Source organism: Marisediminitalea lipolytica, from assembly GCF_001758465.1.
Lineage (GTDB): Bacteria > Pseudomonadota > Gammaproteobacteria > Enterobacterales > Alteromonadaceae > Alteromonas > Alteromonas lipolytica.
Map to the genome: position 1 here is coordinate 585,919 of NZ_MJIC01000014.1, position 19,725 is coordinate 605,643.

Below are 19,725 nucleotides of genomic sequence, written 5' to 3' on the forward strand. Positions count from 1 at the left end.
CTGTGAACACCTGCAAAGTGTTTATAACGATTTAATAGTTGCCAGCTCGGCCTTTTCCGATTGGGTCAGCTTTTCGTCTTTAATCGTTGCCGCTATCCTTTTGGCTTCCTGGAATTTACTTTGCTTCCTTAAACTTTTGGCTACCAATAGTTTAGCCTGGTCATCAAGATTGGTTAATGAAAGGGTCTGTAACCGACCATAATCTTCCTGAGAAAAAAGAATATGGCTATATGTGTTCAATATGGCTTTCGATTTTGGCGCAATGTTAAGCGCCGATTCGATATTACTTCGCGCACTAGAATAGTTCTTCTCCAAATATTGTGCCCAGGCGAGGTTGTTATAAACTTCAGCTGTTTTGTGGCCGGTATCTATAATTTCCTGAAAGACTTCCGCTGCTTTTATTGGTGATGAATTAAGTAGCATATTTCCTTTGGCCACTAATACCCGAGCATGCTCCGGATGAAGTGACATATGCTTATCGATAAAGGCTAGAGCCTCAGGCAGCTCCCCGTTAGCAGCCAGCACTGCAGCCATAAAAGCGGCTGTGTTTTCTGCCTGAAGTTCCTTGTATGATGTTTCTAAATGACGTTTTGCGTTAACAAGCTTTCCCTGCTTAAATTCAATTTCTGCTTTGAAATATTCGAACTGTGAATCACTAATTGCTTTGTCTTTTAACGCCGATGCAAGGAGTTTGCTAGCTTCATCATAGTTGTTTACTAAAAGATAGAATGAAGTGAGCATAACGGTGATTTTAGGCTCGTAACCTAAGTTGCGGTTGCCTTGCTCAAGCACAGTAATTGATGCATTAACATTCCCTAGTTCGATTAACCTTTTTGCGTAGGTTAAATAAGGGTAGGGAGAGTCAGGCAGATTGCTTTTCCAGTTGAGAAAGACTGACTGTAATGCCTGTAAATCAATGGGATATTCTGTTAATTTAAACAGAATAGACCAGTACTGATTGTTATCTTTTACTTTATTAACGTCTATATGTTTAACGATGCTTTCTGCTTTGGTGAATTCACCTTGCTTTAGATGAAGACCTGCCAACAATAAATCGAACTCGGCCGCGTGTTCTGGGTTTTCCTGTATTTTTTCAAGAATATTTATAAGCTTTATCTGTGACTCGTTGTTCTTTTCCAAAATTAGATAATATAGCTGAAGGGCAATGATATCCTCTGCCTGATGGGAGAGAATTGTCTCCAGGATGCTTTGTCCACTAGTAAAGTCGAGATTTCGTAACGCTTCTCGAAACAGATACATTTGTGAAGCACGATTGTGTGGGTATTTTTCCAGCAGCCCTTTATAAAGAGTATCGGCTTCCGTATACTTTTTCTCGTTTAAAAGTAGAGCACCTTTAATATTCGCAAAATTAAGTTTACTCTCATCGGAAAGATTGTCCGACTTCAACGCTCTGTCTATTAAGTTTATTGCTGAATCGGTTTTTGCGTTTGCAATCAATGAGTAGAGCGACAGCGATACTTGTAAGCCAGATTGAATTTCACCTTTAACGTCTATTGGTGAGGTCGAAAAGGTTTTAAAGTTTTGTGCCGCATTAAGAAGCGCTTTATTTAACTCCTCATTTTGTGTGCTTTGCGCAAAATCTTCCAACGTATTGGAAGAGCTTCTTAGCGATGTATTTTGTAAAAGGGATGCGACAAATGCATTAATCTCCATTTCGGTTAATGCGGTATTTTGATTAATAATACCAAGCGCAGATTCAATATCTCCTGTTTGAGCATAAAGCGAGATTAGTAGTGTTCGGCTAAACTGATTTGATTTATCAAGTCGGTAAGCATCCAAAACACTATTGATAGCGGACTCTAACTGCCCTAGTTTATATTGAGCTATTCCTCTGGTCAGTGATGCATCAGCATTTGCGAAGCCTAACGCTTGCGCTTTAAGGGAGTATTTTAAAGAATTCTCTACATTACTGTTAAGCAATTCAGCTTTAGCCATAAGATAATTGGCAAAAGGGTTGTTGCCGTAAGCTTGTAATACACTTTTAGCAAGAGGGACGGCTTTGTTTATTTGTCCACTTGCTATAAGCGCCTGAGCAAGGGGAAGATTGAAATGAAGGATATTCGGAAAATCAGTGTGTAATTTAGCAAAATAAAATGCGATTGCCTGTGGATTGCGGACCGACAAGCTTAGGTAAGCAAGTACTGTAGTAATGACTTTGTCCTGAGAGTTATAAAACTCGGAACTCTTTTCGTTATCTCTTATTTGTCTAATTGCTGTTGGCATGTTGGGTAACTCAGCCAGTGAGTCAGTATTGCCCTCCTGAATCCATCCCTTAATAGATTGGCAATTAGTACAATTAAATGCAGAAATAGTTTGAGACAATAAAGTTGTGTCTTTTTCCATTACTGAAAAGATAGTAACGAATGAGATGAACTGCTCTAAGTACTCAGGGCTGATATTTAATGTTGAAGCCGATACCGTGTGGTCAAAAAGCCTTACCGCTGCGCGTTGGAAGTTATCTAAGTCTCCCTGATTAAAGTAATTCGTTGCCAATATAATTTGCAATGATTGATCATCAGGGTGTATATCAAGACCATTTTTTAATTTGATTTCAGCTTGAGCATACTGTTGATTTTCAATGAGCTTTTCAGCGTCCTTGACAATCTCGGAAGTGGGAACCTCACTACATGCAAGGAGAAGAGATAATGAAGAAAAAATAAGACAATATTTAAGGCGCATCCGTGAATATCTACATTTATTAACAACACTCTTATTAAAACACTAGCGCTTGGTATTATCAAAAGAAATGTAAATTTTACTCACGTATATTCTTGTAGATTAAAAGCAAAAGAGTCAGCAACTGCTGACTCTTTAAAATTAGTAGGGATAAAGAAAGTCCTACTTAAATTTTCTTCTTCCTGCGAAACCCAGACCCAGAATGCTAAGGCCCATTAACGCTAAACCACTTGGCTCAGGTATAACTTTAACCTGATCGATGATTACGTCAGAAGTCTGCTCAATGTTTAATGAATACTGACCAGGGTTAATAAGAAACCAATCAGACTGATAAGGAAAGGTTTGGTCAAAAGACAAAGCATCTGGTCCCGGAGTATCTGAAGCTAAATCTGCCCAGCTGCCGCCAGCACCAGCTACTGGTAAGAAGCCACCTACAGGAGTTAACGTAGCAGAGAATGATGCAGATGCAAACGCATATGCGTCGATAGTATTGTCGTTCTTGATGTCGTCAGAAATAAATGCATCGACAAGTACATCAACTAACGCTGAGAAGCGAATGCTGATTGGACCTGCAATGTTGATGGTTGAAGCAATAGCCTGGTTACCTATGGTAGAGGTGGCATTGGCTTCAGAAAACATGTCAGTATCAATACCAGCATCGGCATATGTAAAACCAGCTGCATCACCGCCTAACAGAGAGCCTGACACCTGTGCATCAGCCGCAGAAAAATTGAAAGCGTGAGAAGTCAAACCAGTAGAAGTGTTTTCAGTTAGTCCTACTAAGCCACACTCAGGACCCATACAACGTAGTTCTGCGTCCGCTGGGTACTCTGGGTCTGAACCAGACTGATCCTGGTCGGTTAATGCAAAACCATTCCAACCAGCATTAACTGCAGTCCCTCTGGAACCACTATCGATTTCTACGAAGTTTGAAACGTCAGAGATAACGTTGCCAGAATTCGGATCCTGAACTTCGATTGAAAATTGAGATAACGATAAATATGCAGTGCCATAAACGCCTGCGTTCGCTGTGCAACTAGCTCCCAGTGCAACGGTAGCTAAAGCGATAAGATGTTTTTTCATGTTAATACCCTACTAGTTTTGTGTAGAAGATGATTCGACGTAAAATATAAAGCATTCCTCGTGCCAACTTTTAATTTATTGTTTTTGTTGGTTTTTTTTATTTTCGGTTCCGAGTGGTGTAAAAAAATCAGACACAATTTTATATTTTCCAGGCTGTATAATATTCAGCGGATCCAGCTCGTTTTTCAAAGAAAGTATAGGCAAGTCAGTCCCTAGAAGCTGGGAATCGAAATACTCGTTTGAATGTGTTGATAAACGATACTTTAAATATCCAGCTGAAGCACAGTTCAACATGGTCTCTTTGTAACATTGAAGAGCATTGGCTTCTTCTGTTGGCTTGTTTCTGTCGAAAGAAATCGAAAGTACGCACTCTATATTACGTTTATTGAGAAGTGTACAGGATATGGCAGGCTCGAATTTGTGTTCGTCGCATTTATTGTTGATTAGGTTGATTATTGCTTCGACATCTTCACCTTCAATAGGACTGCAAGGTGCCCCCCAAATACAACCAACATTATCTTGGCCTGGGTCATTTGCCTGGTCATGCTTAAGTTTGTCTAAATTTCGCCAATAAATGGTGTTAAGGAAGTAGTTTGAGGGTTTTCCCTTTTTTAGCTCACACAAACTAACAAAACCTTTTAACATGGCCAGTCTACTTGCAAGAAATCTCAGTGGCGCAACAGGTGAGGTAATTGCGCTGTTAACAAATTTTCGTACTGATGGCTTCTGAGCAAAGTTGTTTAGCTTACTTAGCAGTGCTTGTTTTTGTTCATTCATAAATACAGGCTTTAACCCCAGCGGTTTTAAATATCGCTTGAGCTCTTTAATGTTAGCCTTAACCTGATATTTAGTGCCATAAAGTGCACCTGACATCATCCAATCAGATAAACCATATTGTTTTGCTGTATTTTTAAGCGTGTCGGCATCGTAAGAGCCGATTATTTTGGGATATTCAGCAGCCAGTAGCTGAAGCGTTTTGATATAATTTCCAACATGTGCGGCACTTTGAATAACATTGTGTTGCTTGAGATAGCGGCAGGTTTCAATGAATTTGGAAAATGTCTGGTTATTAACTTCAACGAAATAAGCAACAAATGATTCTGGCTTAGGTAGAACGTTAATGGTCATATTGGTAACTATTCCTATGTTGCTTTGCAGGAATATGCCGTTGAAATTCGGTCCAATACTCACAACGTGTGGTCTTTTCGCAATGCTCGAGAAACTGCCATTTACTGCGGTTGATACTATGGTCGGAGTTGATTCTGAACCTCGAGGCACTATGCAAGTCATCGTAACAATTTGTTCCGCATGCTCTGCTATAGGGCTATGCCCAAACCCTCGTTCCAGGTAATTGCCAATGATGCTGCTATGGATTGGCGAGCCAGTGGAGTCCGGCCAATGCTCTTCGCCAGCGTTAACCAAGTAATCATACAAGGCTTGTTGCGTGACACCTGGCTCCAGACTAATTTGCCCCAAGATCTTATTGTATTGATATATTTTATCAAATGAGGACAGATCAATTAATATCGTGTTTTCAGCGTAAGGGGCATCACTGCCATAGCCTATATTGAGGCCGCTACTTATAATTTGCAGACCGATATGATTCCTTTTAGCCACTTCAACCACGGTTAGGATTTGGCTGTATCGACGAGAACTAATCTCAGCGCTTTGGGGAATTGGCGAAACACGAAGATAGTTTTTGTAAGTTGGCGGGTAATAGCTAATAGAAAGGCTTTCGAGTGGTTTACCAGCGACAATTTGCTCACCGGCAAAACCACTGTTCAGAAGCTCATTTGTAACTTGTTCAATTTGCTTCTCGTCCATAAGTGTTCTCGTCATTATCGGCATGAATATCCATTTCATCGATTGACTTCTGGATATGTTTCAGCATTATCGCAAAGCCTGGTGTCAGATTTTTTAACAACAGTTTCTGATTTATATAATATGGCGCCCTTCTGCCATGATAATCAACTACCGGTCCTATTTGTTCGAACTTAATGCCAATAAAACGCATGCTTCTGGCCAAACGGGGTTCCATCATCACGTAGGCATGCTTGATGCCTTGCTGCATAGCTAGTGCCGCTGCTGAAAAGTATAACCCTACTGCAATAAAAGGAAAGCAACGAAGTTCATTTTCCGAGTAGGTCTTTGTGTTAATAGCACCAGTTGCTGCTCCAGCAAATTGGTCCATCTGACGGCGTCTGAATTCATGCGGAACTGCTAATCTTGATATTTCGCAAACTTCGTTACGATCAAAATTACTGGGATTCAATTCTTGGTTAGTAATCGAGTCGAGACAGTATTTTTCGATTGGAAGTAATTCACCTTCGTTGGTAGGCGTGACTAATCTTACTGTGCCCGCAAAACGATCGGAAGCACTGTGATGGATGAGACAATATTGAGAAAATTCATCAAACTCATCCGTTTCCATTCCATTTTCCCGGATATCCTCAAAGCTAAGCTCTTCGCAATAGACATTATGCCTAATGCGAAAAACTTGTTCTTTTTGTTCTTGAGTAACTGCAATCATGGGACCTAAGTATGTTGAAAAGTGGCTACAAATCTGATTAGCCTCCCGAAGTTTCCGAACACCTGCAAAAAAACGGCCTATTTTCGGTACTTTTTCTACCGCTCGGAATAAAGGAGTTAACTTCATCATTTATATTGTACCCATACTGACCAATAATTCAGGATAATGCAAGACTGTGATTTTTAGACACTGCATATTTAACAATAGCCAAATATTCGTAGATTGCTCTTTGAAATGCTAAAAATGCGTTGGCATTTGGCCAAGACAGGTAGGGAGTCAGTTCCCCTCCACTGAGATAATCTACAGGTATGAAATTAATCGTTAAATCTAGTGAGTTTGCAATAGCCTTTACACGTAACCTGTGAGATGCGCTGGAAATAATACTGATATCCTTATTTGGTACTAAATGCTTAACGGCACGCATTTCCGTTAATGTATCATATCCTTTACTAATTGTAATTATTGATGTTTCTTCCACTCCTAAGCTTACCAGAAACTGTTTTGCTTTATGTGCGTATACAATTTCGGGATCGCTTAAAAAGTTTCCTCCAGTAACAATGATCGGTGCGTTAGTTTCCATATGAGTGATGACAGCCTGAGTTAGTCTTTGCATTGAACATTCCGGGAACTTAGATACTTCAGGAAGTCTGTCAGACTCAGAATCATAATTACAAGCCAGGGCTAAAATGTAATCCGGTGATGAATTAATCGTTAGCGGAGAATCTGTTTGTTCAGTACCGTATTCAAGTGGATAAAGAAGCAGGTCTGAAAAATATGGTTGGGAGCTTAATATCGCCAGGATAATCGCGATGAGAGAAAATTTGTCGTAGAGTTTGCTCCAGCGCAACTTTTTTGAGACAAAAACCAAACCAAGGAATATTGCAATGAGATGCAGAGGTTCTGTTAGCCAGATTACAAATGTTTTTAGTAGTGACAAGGTAAATTGGAGATAAGTTATCAAGAATCCAAAATTAACACTAGTGGTGGAAATATGAAATTAATAATGAGTGGCAAATTAACCCATTTTACTTATTTGCTCTGTATTGCTTTTTCTTTGTTCAGCCATGCTTTTGCCGATCAGAAACTCGTAGAAACGGTAAAAGTTGTGACAAAAGGTGTCGGTGCCATCGGCATTTTCACACCTTTGGAGGCGAAAGCGCCGTCTATCATGGGCTCCGGGTTTGTGGTTGGCGATGGTAGCTATGCGATTACCAATTACCATGTAGTCGATAAGGACCTTGATCCAACCATCGTGCAGTATTATGTGTTTTTAAGTGGCGTTGGTCAGAAATTTAAAACGATAAAAGCAGAAGTGGTTGCATTTGATCCATTGCATGACCTGGCGCTGTTGAAACTTTCGGAAAAGTTGCCCCCACTAACACTGGCCAATGATGAGTTATTACCTATTGGAACTGATATTGCCTTTACCGGCTTTCCTATAGGTGCGGTACTTGGTTTATTCCCTGCAACGCACAGAGGCATTGTTGCAGCAATTACTCCCGATGCGATACCGGCTAAAGGCGCTGACCAATTGTCGCTAAAGATGTTGCAACGACTGGGAACCACCCAATTAATTTATCAGTTAGATGCTACAGCATATCCTGGCAATTCTGGCAGCGCAGTCTATGATCAAAGGAGTGGTCAGGTCGTGGGCGTAATAAACAAGGTTATCGTTAAAGATACCAAAGAAAGTGCACTTTCATCACCATCTGGTATATCCTATGCTGTACCGGTAAAGTATGTACACGAATTAATTAAACGAGCAAAAATTCCGCAGCAAAATTAGCGGTAAGTTGTCTGAAAGTCTGCTAAATATGTGCTCAAGTTCAGTGTCCGTTTTTTTTACAAAAATCAAACTGTAGAAATTTGTTTGATAATAAAGATATTGATATTCAATTTGTTATGTTAATGGCCTTGTTCTTGCAGGTTAATACATTATGGAAGATGTCAGAAATGACGTGTATAGGTGAATCAAGTGAATTTAAATAATTCTTCTCGTCGTAAGTTTATCAAAAGAACAGGCGCTGTAGCGGGTGTTTCGATCATTCCTTCAAAATCCGTATGGGGTGCATGTAATTCCTCCGGGGTGTCTGGTGGTTCAAAAGATACTTCTGAAACCTGCAGTGTTGGGTTTACCGAGTTTGGTGGTCGTTCTGGTGGATCGTGGGATAAATTCCTTGAGGAAGCAAACCCCAATACAATCAACTCGAACTATAGCCTTGATGAACGTGATGATCAGGGCTTGAAAAAAATTCACGGAATGTTCAGCAACTATTCCAATCATAAATGGAATGAGTTGGAGCCTAAAGATAATGATGAGCCTTGGGTTATAGATGAGAAAAGACGCAAAATTCAGGACATTAAGCGTTTGTATGATGATATTAACGACGTCATAGTTAACACCCCAGATATTGATTTGGGTGGATCGGAGGGAGGAGAAATCCCCGCTGCCACTCTAGATTTAAGCGAAGCTTTGCAAGGCGGCGGAATAGCAAAACAATTGGCTTGTGTATACATGAACTTACATTTTGGATTTATCCAGCGTCCTACGAGCTTTCTAACTAACCAGCAGTATATGGAGCATCTTTGGGGTGTTCACCACAAAGGTAATGTTTCGTTGGAAACCACAATAGATAGTCGTTGGGAACAATTAGGTACAGGCACGTCTTCTTACATCTCATCATACAATACCTAATGCCAATAGACAGACTTCAAAGATAAAAGGACAGGCAGTTTCGGTGAGCGGTATTTTAGAATTGGTGATATTTGACGATGGAAGCGGATTATCCTTTTTATCTGAGGGAAATATCACTACCGTTCTTCATTTAGAATCTGTCAAAAAGCAATATCCCGATTACAGTGAAATGTTAATGGCGTTTATTGAAAAACGTGACAAAAGTGGTACTAAGACGTTGCTGAACAAGATGGGATTGGTTGATGTTAACCATAAATATCGATAGCGGGCTTTGCCGCTATCATATTGAAGGAATCACCCAGGACGCTCACCGTGAACTCTCACTCCTTTATGATAATGGCGCTAAAGACGAATCGCCTGAATTTGCGGACTATTTTATCCGAATCGACGATACGTCGTTCATAAGAAAGTTTCTGCGGCCGCAAAAGGTAGTTAAAATAGAGGGGCAAAGGCCGTTTAATCCTGTCCCACCTGCAAAAGTACTCCCCTCTGTTGAATGGGCAATGAATTGGTGTCTTGCCGCATTTGAACATCAAAAGTTGGTTTTTCATTCGTCGGTCGTTGTCAAAAATGGCCGGGCCTTTATCTTTCCTGCGGTATCTGGTTCAGGCAAAACTACGCTGGCTACCTACCTTGGCGCAAATGGTTGGCACATGTTTTCAGATGAGCTTGCCATTGTTGATTTGAATACGAATTCAGTAAATCCACTATTCCGCCCCTCATCTCTGAAGAACGAGTCCATAGATGTGATCAAGGAAACGTGTTCTGATTGTCATTTTTCTAAGATAACAAAGAACACCCATAAAGGAGATATAGGTCATGCTAAACTCTATTGCTTCGAGAAATTTAAATCCTTTGTAAAAACGCCTATCGAAGCGGTTGTATTTCCTAAGTTTAAACGAGGTAGCGATACAAATATTTCTATTCTCTCCAAAGCTGAAGGCTTCGCTGCAATACTTCGGCACAATTTTAATTACGATGTGCTCGGAGTCGACGGATTCAAAACTTTATCGTTAATCACTCAGAATAGTCGCTTTTATTATGTTGAGTATTCTGATCTTGCAGATATGGCAGCTTTGTTAGATGAAATTCTGGAGGGGCAGTGTTAATTCCCGAGCTAATCAAAAAGCAAATTTGTTTATTAGAAGTCGAAGGACTTTCAAAAAATCAATGGTTTAGGTTGTTTCGGGTGTTAAGGCATAAGTCTCTTACCGCCTCGTTTTACACAAGGCTCGTTAATAAGAATAAACAGCATGAAATACCTCTGGAACTTCATTCTGCATTTTTATCCGCAGTTACATTTTCTGATGCACAAAAAAGACAGGTTGATGTACAGCTACAAAAACTGTGCGAACTGTTTGCAGTCAGTGGCATAGAATTTGTAATGTTAAAAGGGGCCGCATATATAGCATCTGATACCCCCAATAGTTCGGGGAGATTGATGTCAGATATCGATATTTGTGTGCACAGAAGTGACTTATCTCGAACTGAAAAAGCCTTAAAGCAAGTGTCATGGCAAGTTAAAGAACTCGATAATCACGATGAGAAATACTACCGTGAATGGTCCCATGAGTTACCCCCGTATTATCATCCTTTTGATGGCGTGAGCCTTGATGTTCACCACACTCTGTACCCACCAGTCTCTGCAAAGCATATTGACATTCAAAAGTTGTTTAAAGAATCAATAGTGACAAATTTTGGCGTTAAGAGCCCATCCCCAGAGTGGCTGGTATTTCACTCAGCAATCCACTTAATCGCTAATGAAGACGTCGAAAACGGCTTGCGTGATTTAATTGATATTTATTTATTGTTGACCCAAGGTGAAAATAAAATCGATATATCTGCCCTGGTGTTTCTATTTGAGAATAGCGGCTTTAAAACTGAACTCTCATTGTTGAAACAATTATTATGGGATTATTTCGATTACAATCTTCCGCTTGAAGCAAGTGGGCACTTACAGTCTGGTTCATTCCAATATCAATTAAGGTTATGGGCTATCCGACGTGCGGTGTGTCCTGAGAGTGACTTTGTGGCCAACACAAACTTTAGATTAGCCCGATTTATTAATTATGTGATTGGTTATTCGCAAAAAATGCCTATGAGCTTGTTAGCCAAACACTTGTTGTTTAAAGGTGGCAGGAATATAGTTAAGGCTATTTTGGGCGATTTTTATTTTAGGAAAAATGCTACATGAAAGTTCTGGTCACCGGCGCCGCCGGCTTTATTGGTGCGGCTGTTAGCCGTTATCTTGCATCTCGCGGCGATGACGTGGTCGGTGTCGACAACATTAACGACTATTATGACGTAAATTTAAAGTATGGTCGTCTGAAAGAACTTGAATCGGCAGACTTTAGTGGCTCTTTTCAATTCATTAAAATGGGGGTAGAAGACCGCGAGGCAATGGCTGAACTGTTCGCGACAGAAAAGTTTGACCGTGTTGTGCACCTTGCGGCACAAGCGGGGGTTCGTTATTCCATTGAGAATCCCAATGCCTATGTGGATGCCAACCTGGTTGGCTTTATGAATATCCTGGAAGGCTGTCGTCACAACAAGGTCGCACATTTGGTTTATGCGTCTTCAAGTTCCGTTTATGGCGCCAATGAAACCATGCCGTTTTCTGAGCAACATAACGTTGATCACCCGGTTAGCCTGTATGCAGCCAGTAAGAAAGCCAATGAGTTAATGGCGCATACTTACAGCCACTTGTATGGCTTGTCTACCACCGGTTTACGCTTTTTCACCGTTTATGGCCCCTGGGGTCGTCCGGATATGGCGTTATTTAAATTTACCAAAGCGATTTTAGAAGGCAAAACCATTCAGGTTTATAACTATGGTAACCATCGCCGCGATTTCACCTACATTGACGATATCGTCGAAGGTGTCATTCGCACACTGGATCGCCCGGCAGAATCGGATAAAAACTGGAATGGGATTTCACCTAATCCAGCAAGCAGTAAAGCGCCCTGGAAAATCTATAACATAGGCGCACAAAACCCGGTAAACCTGCTGAAGTTCATCGAAACCCTCGAAGCAGCCTTAGGTGTTACTGCGAAAAAAGAATTATTACCTATGCAGCCTGGTGATGTTCCCGATACCTATGCCGACGTAGCGAGCCTGGTAGAAGACACGGGTTATCGTCCGGCGGTTAATATTGAGCAGGGTATCAATGAATTTGTAAAATGGTACCGGGCGTTTTATAACGTCTGATGTGAACGCTAAAGCAGTTTGGCGCTAGCTGGCTTTAGCGGTATTTAATTTACTTAGTTTGCCGGGCAGGAAATTCATAGCCGTTTCATAGCCCTGATTAAATAGCGCCAATTTATCTTCGCAAGACATATCAAAATCTACCGACGACGCCGCACCGGTGTTGATGACCAGAGTATTATGCCAGTGTTCTGCATGCACATATTCGCGGGATAGCGCGGTCATAAAAGTACGAATGAGCATGCCAATATATTGCGGCAGCATAAATCTGCGCTTAGGGTTAAAAGGCTGCTCCCTTGCTTCGCTGCGCAAGCGAAAGCAAATGTTGGGTGTGCCATCCTGTTGCCAGTCTCTGAACAAGGCATCCTCCGATAAAATAGCACCATCAACCAGCAAGTGTTGCTCATACACCTGATAACTAAAAAGTAGCGGTATAGACATGGAACACCTGACCGCATGTGACACTTTCATATTAGGACTGGTTTCTTTGCTAAAAATCACCGGACCGCCGCCATTCACATCGGTGGCCAGGATATGCAAGGGAATGGGCGCTTCTTTAAATGTCATGCCGTCGAGCTGTTCGTCCATCCATTGTTCAAACTTAACGCCGGATGAAAGTCCACCATAGCGTAATAAGCGCAGAATGGAAAAGTCTCTGAATTGTCTGAAATCAGTGTTTACCGCCAGGTTGTACAGTGACTGATTAGTCATGCCAAAACTGTGTAATGAGGCAACAATTGAGCCGCCTGATATCCCTACGATAGATTTAAAATTGACGTCTAAATCCTGTAACGCTTTTAAAATACCAATATGCGCTAGAAGGCGGGTACCACCACCAGAAAATATTGGAACGATTTGATTGGCTGACATAGCTTAAAGAATTGATTACTGATGTTATTAGCATATACCAATATCTCCAGTACGCTGGTTTTTCGGCAAATTTTTTAAGTGCAGGAAAGCGGGAAATAACGGAGGCAGCAGCTGGACAACAGGTCAGAACAAATAAAAAAGCGGGCTTGTTAGCCCGCTTATTAAAGAGGAAAGTTTACTTGCTTAACAATGCTGCTTTCATTTCTTTGCGCTTTTGATGCAGTAACGGCTCGGTGTAGCCGCTTGGCTGTTCCTTACCTTTAAAGATCAGTTCGCTGGCTGCCTGAAAACCAATTGAGCCTGCAGTATCCGGCGTCATCGGGATGTACTCCGGATCACTGGTGTTTTGCTCATCAACCAGCTTCGCCATGCGCTCAAGCGACTCTTTAACCATATCTTCAGAAATGATGCCGTGAGCAAGCCAGTTTGCCAGGTGCTGACTGGAAATACGCAGGGTAGCGCGGTCTTCCATCAGACCGACGTTATTAATATCCGGCACTTTGGAACAACCAACGCCCTGATGTACCCAGCGAACAACGTAACCCAGAATGCCCTGAACGTTGTTGTCCACCTCGCGCTGAATCTGCTCATCTGATAGTGATGAAGGATCTTCCAGCAAGGGCAGGGTAATGATGTCATCAATACCGTCAAAATGCTCCGTAGCCAGTTCTTTTTGTAACCCGAAGACATCAACCTGATGGTAATGCAATGCGTGTAGCGTAGCCGCCGTAGGCGAGGGAACCCACGCCGTATTCGCACCAGATTTCGGATGGCCAATCTTAGCCGTCATCATCTGCGCCATTTGATCCGGGATAGGCCACATGCCTTTACCGATTTGAGCTTTGCCAGAAAGACCGCAGGCAAGGCCAGTGCTTACGTTAGCTTTCTCATAAGCCTGGATCCACTTCATGGTTTTCAGGCTGGCTTTATCTGCAAAGGGGCCGGCCAGCATTGAAGTATGAATTTCATCACCAGTGCGGTCCAGGAAGCCGGTATTAATAAATACCGTGCGCTGTTTGGCCGCTGCGATACAGGCCTTTAAGTTAACACTGGTGCGGCGTTCTTCGTCCATAATACCCATTTTCAGAGTGAAGGGCTCAAGACCAACCACTTCTTCTATCTTGCCGAATAGCGCGTTGCTGAAGGCCACTTCTTCAGGGCCGTGCATTTTGGGTTTTACAATGTAAATGCTGCCGGTACGAGTATTTTTGAAAGCGCCATTACCTAAAAGATCGTGTTTGGCGATCAGTGAGGTGATAACACCATCCATAATGCCTTCTGGTACTTCTTCACCATCAAATAAGATAGCGTCGTTGGTCATCAGGTGGCCAACATTGCGCACAAACATCAGGCTGCGGCCTGACAATGTCAGGTTTTCGCCATTTGGTGCGGTGTATTCGCGATCCGGATTCATCTTACGCTCAAAGGTTTTATCGCCTTTTTGCATCTCAATGCTCAGGGTGCCTTTCATCAGGCCCAGCCAGTTTGAATACACCAGGGTTTTATCTTCGGCATCAACGGCTGCTACCGAGTCCTCACAGTCCATGATGGTAGTAAGGGCGGCTTCAACCAGAATGTCTTTAACGCCGGCCGGATCCGTTTTACCAATCGGATTCGTCGCATCAATCTGGATTTCGAAATGCAGGCCATTGTGCACGAATAACAAGGCGGTAGGCGCTTCGGCGCTACCCTGATAACCTTGCCACTGGCTGTTGTCGGCCAGTGTTGTAACCGAACCGTCAGATAATTTTACACTGATGCTATCGCCGTCAATAGTATAGGCTACCGCGTCCTGGTGCTGTCCGGATGATAGCGGCAACATGGTGTTTAGCCATCCGCGTGCAGTTTGAATCACCCTGGCACCACGAACAGGGTTAAATGCTTTGGTGATTTCAGCCCCTTCGTCAGTGCTGATTACATCGGTACCATATAAAGCATCGTACAGGCTGCCCCAGCGAGCGTTGGCAGCATTCAGCGCATAACGTGCGTTGTTGATAGGCACAACCAACTGCGGGCCTGCCATGGTCGCCATCTCGGCATCTACATTGGCCGTTTCAATAGCAAAGTCAGCCGGTTCTGGCTGTAAGTAACCAATTTCCTGTAAGAACAGCTTGTACTGTTCACCAGTCGGTGAGTTACCGGCCTGATGGTATTCATCGATCTGAGCCTGTAACTTATCGCGCGTCGCTAACAGCGCTTTGTTCTGACCAACAAACTCCGCCAGTACAGATTCAAATCCCTGCCAAAAACTGTCTTGTTCGACACCGGAGCCAGGTAATGCTTGCTCATTGATAAATGTGTCTAAAATCGCAGCAACCTGCATGCGGCCGCGCTGAATATAATTTTGCATAGAAGTCCCCTGTCTACGGTTAGTACCGACAGTCTAGAGGGTGGGGGCTTAAATTTTTAGTTTATGGTTTTTATTGTTGCCATAATTAACGTGAATGTATGGCTGGTTGTTTTGTTATCGGATTGGCGAAAGCTTGCTCAATAGCAGTGAGCAAGCTTCAAATAGAATGGGTTTATTGCATTTCTGCGGCAACATCACCAATTAAGCGGCGCAGCCAGATATGGCCGGCATCATGATGGAGCAGGGCACTCCATGCCATCTTCAGCGCAATCGGTGGAATATCAAAAGGCGGTTCGCGCAGTACGATATCCGGATCGTCGGTAAATATCTTCGCTGCCTTACTCGGTAGAGTGGCAATCAGACTCTGGCGCTTAGCGATTTGCAGGGCGGCGTGGTAGTGACGGGTAAACACGCGAATGTCCCGCTGTTTGCCCAGCTTGGTGAGTTCTGCATCCACCCAACCCAACTTTTGTACTTCATTGGGATCGATACCCACACCTACACCAAAACCCGTTTTACTCACCCAGATATGTTGGGCCTTAAGATAGGTTTCCAGGTCGTAATGACTAGCCAGCGGATGACTCTTATTCATTACGCAGGCAAAATTATCGTACCAGATGACCTTTTGGTGGAAGGACAGCGGCAACTCGTCAAAGCGGTTTATTGCCATATCTACTTTGCCCTGTTCCACATCGTGGAAGGTCACATCACTCGGGGTAATCAAATCCAGCGTAATATTAGGCGCACAGTCTGCCAGCTTTCCTAAGAGTTCCAGTAATAATGTTGACTCGGCGTAGTCACTGGTCATGATGCGAAAGGTACGAGCGCTGGTGGCGGGGTTAAAGTCAGTTTCGGGTTGGATAGAGCTTTCGAGTTTACTGAGGACATCGCGAATAACCGGTTGTAACTCAAGTGCACGCTTGGTTGGTGTCATGCCATCGCTGGTACGCACCAGCAAAGGGTCTTTAAATAAATCCCGTAGCCGTTTTAAACCATTACTCATGGCTGGCTGGGTAATGCTCAGTTGATTTGCTGCGCGGGTTACACTGCCTTCACGTAAAAGGACATCCAGATACACCAATAAATTCAAATCAACCTTCGCAATATTCATATCTATAATAGCCTGTATTAGTATTATTAAACGCAACTATTATACTCATAGTCTCAGCGCTTGTCAGATAGGCCTTTGGTCGTAGTTCTTTATTGTTTAAATAAATCTAACTTGATGAAATTTATTGGTTATTTTAAATAAATGATGCCCTGATGGGTTTTGTGAATGATTAAAATCAAATAATTTTCGTGAATAAAACCGACGAGAGGTATGATTTATGTGTTTAGCAGACCAAAAAAAAGCCTCCCGAAGGAGGCTTCACAAGAATCGACTTAATAGTTGGTGGGAACTAGTCGAATTAGTCGAATTGGTTCATGGTGTTGTCTTCACCGCTGGCTTTAAGTGCCTGCTCACCAGAGAAGTATTCTTTGTGAACATCACCTAAGTCAGAACCAGCCATTGCCTGGTGCTTAACGCACGCCAGACCCTGACGGATTTCCTGACGCTGTACGCCTTTAACGTATGCCAGCATACCTTCGTCACCGAAGTAACCTTTTGCCAGGTTGTCAGTTGACAGCGCAGCAGTGTGGTAAGTAGGCAGCGTGATCAGGTGGTGGAAGATACCCGCTTCGCGAGCCGCATCCGCCTGGAAGCTTTGGATCTTCTCGTCAGCAGCCGCTGCCAGTTCAGTCTCATCGTACTCAACTGACATAAGGTTAGCGCGGTCGTAGGCAGACACGTCTTTACCTTCTTCTGACCATGCGTCAAATACTTGCTGACGGAAGTTCAGGGTCCAGTTGAATGATGGAGAGTTGTTATATACCAGTTTCGCATTCGGGATAACTTCACGGATTTGGTCAACCATGTCACCGATTTGACGTACGTGTGGTTTTTCAGTTTCGATCCACAGCAGGTCAGCACCGTTTTGCAGGCTGGTGATACAGTCAAGTACACAACGCGCTACACCCGTATCAGGCTTGAAGCGGAACAGGCCGTTAGGCAGACGCTCAGGCTTAACCAGTTCACCGTTTTGCTTCAGTACCAGGTCACCTTCGTTCAGGTCGGCTACTGAATTAACCGGGGTAGTTTGCAGGAATGCATTATATTGAGAAGCCAGGTCACCTTCGCTGGTAGATACCGGGATCTTCTGAGTCAGGCCAGCACCTAATGAGTCAGTACGGGCAACGATTACACCATCGTCAACGCCAAGCTCTAAGAAGGCGTAACGAACAGCGTTGATTTTCGCCAGGAAGTCTTCATGAGGAACAGTTACTTTACCGTCCTGGTGACCACATTGCTTAGCATCTGATACCTGGTTTTCGATTTGGATACAGCACGCACCCGCTTCGATCATTTTCTTAGCTAACAGGTAAGTGGCTTCTTCGTTACCGAAACCCGCGTCGATGTCGGCGATGATTGGCACTACGTGAGTTTCGTAGTTGTCGATTTGTGCCTGGATAGCAGCAACATCGCCACCGCTTGCTTTAGCAGCGTCTAACTGCTTGAACAAATCACCCAGTTCACGAGCGTCAGCCTGACGCAGGAAGGTGTACAGTTCTTCGATTAAGGCAGCAACTGAGGTTTTTTCGTGCATAGACTGGTCAGGCAGAGGGCCAAACTCAGAACGTAATGCAGCAACCATCCAGCCAGACAGGTACAGATAGCTCTTGCTGGTAGTACCCTGGTGTTTTTTAACCGACAGCATTTTTTGCTGACCAACGAAACCGTGCCAGCAACCTAAAGATTGGGTGTACTGAGTGCAGTCTGCATCGTACTCGGCCATGTCCTGACGCATAATTTTTGCTGTATACTTAGCAACGTCCAAACCAGTTTTAAAACGGTTCTGAACTACCATGCGAGCAGCAAATTCTGGGCTGATGGCATTCCAAGTACCGTTGTATTGACTTTTTAGTGTGGCAACCTGGTCGATTGCATTTTGGTATTCTGACATGACTGTCTCTCCTTCCCGAAAATAGAATGAATCGTTTGCTGATAACACCCTTGGGTTGTCATCGACTTCCATTTCATCCTAGAGCGATGAGCTCAATAACAGAAATATATAATCTTCATTATCGTAATAATTCTGATGAATGTTTGTTGGTGGTTTTCTGAACTTGGTGATTAGTAAGGATTTTCCGCGCAAAATGCGGAAAAAAATTCTATTATTAAGAAAGGATACTTGGAAGGCCAGTACTAATGAGTGAAATACTTTCGTCAGTTGATCAGCGAACTAAGCTGGTTGGGGAGAACCGACTGGAGCTTTTGATGTTCCGTTTGGGCACCCGCCACACTTACGCAATAAATGTGTTTAAAGTAAAAGAAGTAATTACCGTTCCGCGCATGAATATGATGCCAGGAACGCATGGAAACCTGCGTGGTGTAACGATTTACCGGGGCCTGACTATCCCGGTTATTGATTTGCGCCAGGCTATCAGAATGCGTCCGGTTTCTGAGGATAATTTGCCCATGGAGCGCAATGTCATCATTACCGAATATAACCGTTCGGTACAGGGCTTCCTGATTGGTGATGTGGTTAGCATCGTTAACACATCCTGGGAAGATATTCAGCCGCCGCCAAAATCTATCGGTAAAGCAAACTTTCTGACCGCTATCACTCAGATTGATATTCAGGGTAAGCGAGAGTTAGTCGAGATTATCGATGTGGAAAAAGTACTGGCAGAAATCATCGAATATGACGTGTCAATCTCAGAAGAAGTACTTGATCATGACGTGGTCAACCACTTTACAGGGCGTAAAGTACTTATCGTAGATGACTCATCGACGGCAAGAAAGCAGATTCGGGACACCTTAGAGCAACTGGGTTTACAGATTTTAGAGTGTCATAACGGTGCTGAGGCGCTGGCCTTGTTACAAGAATGGGCGGATTTAGGTAAAACCGTTACTGACGAAATTCTGATGATGTTTACCGATGCCGAAATGCCGGAGATGGATGGTTACCGATTAACGGCAGAAGTGCGGGCCGATCAAAGAATGTCTGATTTGTTTATTGCGCTGAATACGTCATTGAGCGGCAGCTTTAATCAGGCCATGGTAGAGAAGGTTGGCTGCAACCGGTTTATCTCTAAATTTCAGCCGGATATGCTGGTTGACGTTGTTCAACAGCGAATGCGTGAGTTGCTCTAGCCGTTAAAATGCCGTTGTATGGGAAATGAGCAGTGATAACGGTATAATTATTTTTAACCTGTTGTTTTAACATCTTATCTGTTTTTAATGAGGATGTAAGA

At 43.1% G+C, this 19,725-nt stretch carries 16 protein-coding genes; 7 read left to right on the forward strand and 9 right to left on the reverse strand.

Going from position 1 to position 19,725, the window contains the following annotated elements; genetic code table 11:
- Nucleotides 1-21: 21 nt before the first annotated feature.
- The 5 genes from BFC17_RS13580 to BFC17_RS22430 form a co-directional block, all read right to left on the reverse strand.
- On the reverse strand, nt 22-2,700 hold the full coding sequence (locus BFC17_RS13580; protein WP_070177007.1) for a tetratricopeptide repeat protein: 2,679 nt from the start codon (nt 2,698-2,700) through the stop codon (nt 22-24).
- Between the two features lie 159 nt (nt 2,701-2,859).
- Nucleotides 2,860-3,780, reverse strand: coding sequence for a PEP-CTERM sorting domain-containing protein (locus BFC17_RS13585; RefSeq protein WP_070177008.1), 921 nt, complete (start codon nt 3,778-3,780; stop codon nt 2,860-2,862).
- A 75-nt stretch (nt 3,781-3,855) separates the two neighbouring features.
- On the reverse strand, nt 3,856-5,604 hold the full coding sequence (locus BFC17_RS13590; protein ID WP_070177009.1) for an FAD-binding protein: 1,749 nt from the start codon (nt 5,602-5,604) through the stop codon (nt 3,856-3,858).
- Entirely contained in the window at nt 5,585-6,439 is an 855-nt protein-coding gene (locus BFC17_RS13595; RefSeq protein WP_070177010.1) for a PEP-CTERM/exosortase system-associated acyltransferase, read from the reverse strand. The genes BFC17_RS13590 and BFC17_RS13595 overlap by 20 nt, the downstream gene beginning before the upstream one ends.
- 28 nt (nt 6,440-6,467) lie before the next feature.
- The gene (locus BFC17_RS22430; RefSeq protein WP_139142080.1) at nt 6,468-7,247 is read right to left on the reverse strand and encodes a YdcF family protein; all 780 of its coding nucleotides are present in this window, start codon (nt 7,245-7,247) and stop codon (nt 6,468-6,470) included.
- Nucleotides 7,248-7,301: 54 nt separating this feature from the next.
- On the opposite strand from BFC17_RS22430, the gene BFC17_RS13605 reads away from it, so the two are divergent.
- The 6 genes from BFC17_RS13605 (at nt 7,302) to BFC17_RS13630 (ending at nt 12,212) form a co-directional block, all read left to right on the forward strand.
- Complete coding sequence (locus tag BFC17_RS13605; RefSeq protein ID WP_083271735.1) at nt 7,302-8,096, forward strand: S1 family peptidase; 795 nt, start codon at nt 7,302-7,304, stop codon at nt 8,094-8,096.
- 189 nt (nt 8,097-8,285) lie between these two features.
- Nucleotides 8,286-9,005, forward strand: coding sequence for a hypothetical protein (locus BFC17_RS13610; RefSeq protein ID WP_139142081.1), 720 nt, complete (start codon nt 8,286-8,288; stop codon nt 9,003-9,005).
- 43 nt (nt 9,006-9,048) lie between these two features.
- Nucleotides 9,049-9,270, forward strand: coding sequence for a hypothetical protein (locus tag BFC17_RS13615; protein WP_070177012.1), 222 nt, complete (start codon nt 9,049-9,051; stop codon nt 9,268-9,270).
- Nucleotides 9,248-10,114, forward strand: coding sequence for an HprK-related kinase A (locus BFC17_RS13620; RefSeq protein ID WP_070177013.1), 867 nt, complete (start codon nt 9,248-9,250; stop codon nt 10,112-10,114). The genes BFC17_RS13615 and BFC17_RS13620 overlap by 23 nt, the downstream gene beginning before the upstream one ends.
- Nucleotides 10,108-11,199, forward strand: a complete 1,092-nt coding sequence (locus BFC17_RS13625; RefSeq protein WP_070177014.1) for a nucleotidyltransferase domain-containing protein — start codon at nt 10,108-10,110, stop codon at nt 11,197-11,199. Before BFC17_RS13620 ends, BFC17_RS13625 begins: the two co-directional genes overlap by 7 nt.
- Nucleotides 11,196-12,212 carry an NAD-dependent epimerase gene (locus BFC17_RS13630; RefSeq protein ID WP_070177015.1) on the forward strand — a complete coding sequence of 339 codons (1,017 nt, stop codon included), beginning with the start codon at nt 11,196-11,198 and terminating at the stop codon, nt 12,210-12,212. Before BFC17_RS13625 ends, BFC17_RS13630 begins: the two co-directional genes overlap by 4 nt.
- A 24-nt stretch (nt 12,213-12,236) precedes the next feature.
- Here the strand turns inward: BFC17_RS13630 and BFC17_RS13635 are convergent, their stop codons facing one another.
- The 4 genes from BFC17_RS13635 to BFC17_RS13650 all read right to left on the reverse strand — a co-directional run bounded on the left by BFC17_RS13635 (nt 12,237) and on the right by BFC17_RS13650 (nt 18,431).
- Nucleotides 12,237-13,079, reverse strand: a complete 843-nt coding sequence (locus BFC17_RS13635; RefSeq protein WP_070177016.1) for a patatin-like phospholipase family protein — start codon at nt 13,077-13,079, stop codon at nt 12,237-12,239.
- A 175-nt stretch (nt 13,080-13,254) separates the two neighbouring features.
- Entirely contained in the window at nt 13,255-15,429 is a 2,175-nt protein-coding gene (locus BFC17_RS13640; RefSeq protein ID WP_070177017.1) for a malate synthase G, read from the reverse strand.
- Between the two features lie 172 nt (nt 15,430-15,601).
- Nucleotides 15,602-16,540, reverse strand: coding sequence for a LysR family transcriptional regulator (locus BFC17_RS13645; RefSeq protein WP_070177018.1), 939 nt, complete (start codon nt 16,538-16,540; stop codon nt 15,602-15,604).
- A 298-nt stretch (nt 16,541-16,838) separates the two neighbouring features.
- Nucleotides 16,839-18,431 (reverse strand): isocitrate lyase, encoded by a 1,593-nt coding sequence (locus BFC17_RS13650; RefSeq protein ID WP_070177019.1) that lies wholly within the window; start codon nt 18,429-18,431, stop codon nt 16,839-16,841.
- A 245-nt stretch (nt 18,432-18,676) separates the two neighbouring features.
- On the opposite strand from BFC17_RS13650, the gene BFC17_RS13655 reads away from it, so the two are divergent.
- A complete protein-coding gene (locus tag BFC17_RS13655) occupies nt 18,677-19,624 on the forward strand; it encodes a chemotaxis protein CheV (RefSeq protein WP_070177020.1) in 948 nt (315 codons plus the stop codon).
- The last annotated feature ends 101 nt before the right edge of the window (nt 19,625-19,725 follow it).

Coding starts and splice junctions, on each gene's coding strand:
- BFC17_RS13580 (WP_070177007.1), bottom strand. CDS start 2,700: ATGCGCCTTAAATATTGTCTTATTTTTTCTTCATTATCTCTTCTCCTT.
- BFC17_RS13585 (WP_070177008.1), bottom strand. CDS start 3,780: ATGAAAAAACATCTTATCGCTTTAGCTACCGTTGCACTGGGAGCTAGT.
- BFC17_RS13590 (WP_070177009.1), bottom strand. CDS start 5,604: ATGGACGAGAAGCAAATTGAACAAGTTACAAATGAGCTTCTGAACAGT.
- BFC17_RS13595 (WP_070177010.1), bottom strand. CDS start 6,439: ATGATGAAGTTAACTCCTTTATTCCGAGCGGTAGAAAAAGTACCGAAA.
- BFC17_RS13605 (WP_083271735.1), top strand. CDS start 7,302: ATGAAATTAATAATGAGTGGCAAATTAACCCATTTTACTTATTTGCTC.
- BFC17_RS13620 (WP_070177013.1), top strand. CDS start 9,248: ATGTTAACCATAAATATCGATAGCGGGCTTTGCCGCTATCATATTGAA.
- BFC17_RS13630 (WP_070177015.1), top strand. CDS start 11,196: ATGAAAGTTCTGGTCACCGGCGCCGCCGGCTTTATTGGTGCGGCTGTT.
- BFC17_RS13635 (WP_070177016.1), bottom strand. CDS start 13,079: ATGTCAGCCAATCAAATCGTTCCAATATTTTCTGGTGGTGGTACCCGC.
- BFC17_RS13640 (WP_070177017.1), bottom strand. CDS start 15,429: ATGCAAAATTATATTCAGCGCGGCCGCATGCAGGTTGCTGCGATTTTA.
- BFC17_RS13645 (WP_070177018.1), bottom strand. CDS start 16,540: ATGAATATTGCGAAGGTTGATTTGAATTTATTGGTGTATCTGGATGTC.
- BFC17_RS13650 (WP_070177019.1), bottom strand. CDS start 18,431: ATGTCAGAATACCAAAATGCAATCGACCAGGTTGCCACACTAAAAAGT.
- BFC17_RS13655 (WP_070177020.1), top strand. CDS start 18,677: ATGAGTGAAATACTTTCGTCAGTTGATCAGCGAACTAAGCTGGTTGGG.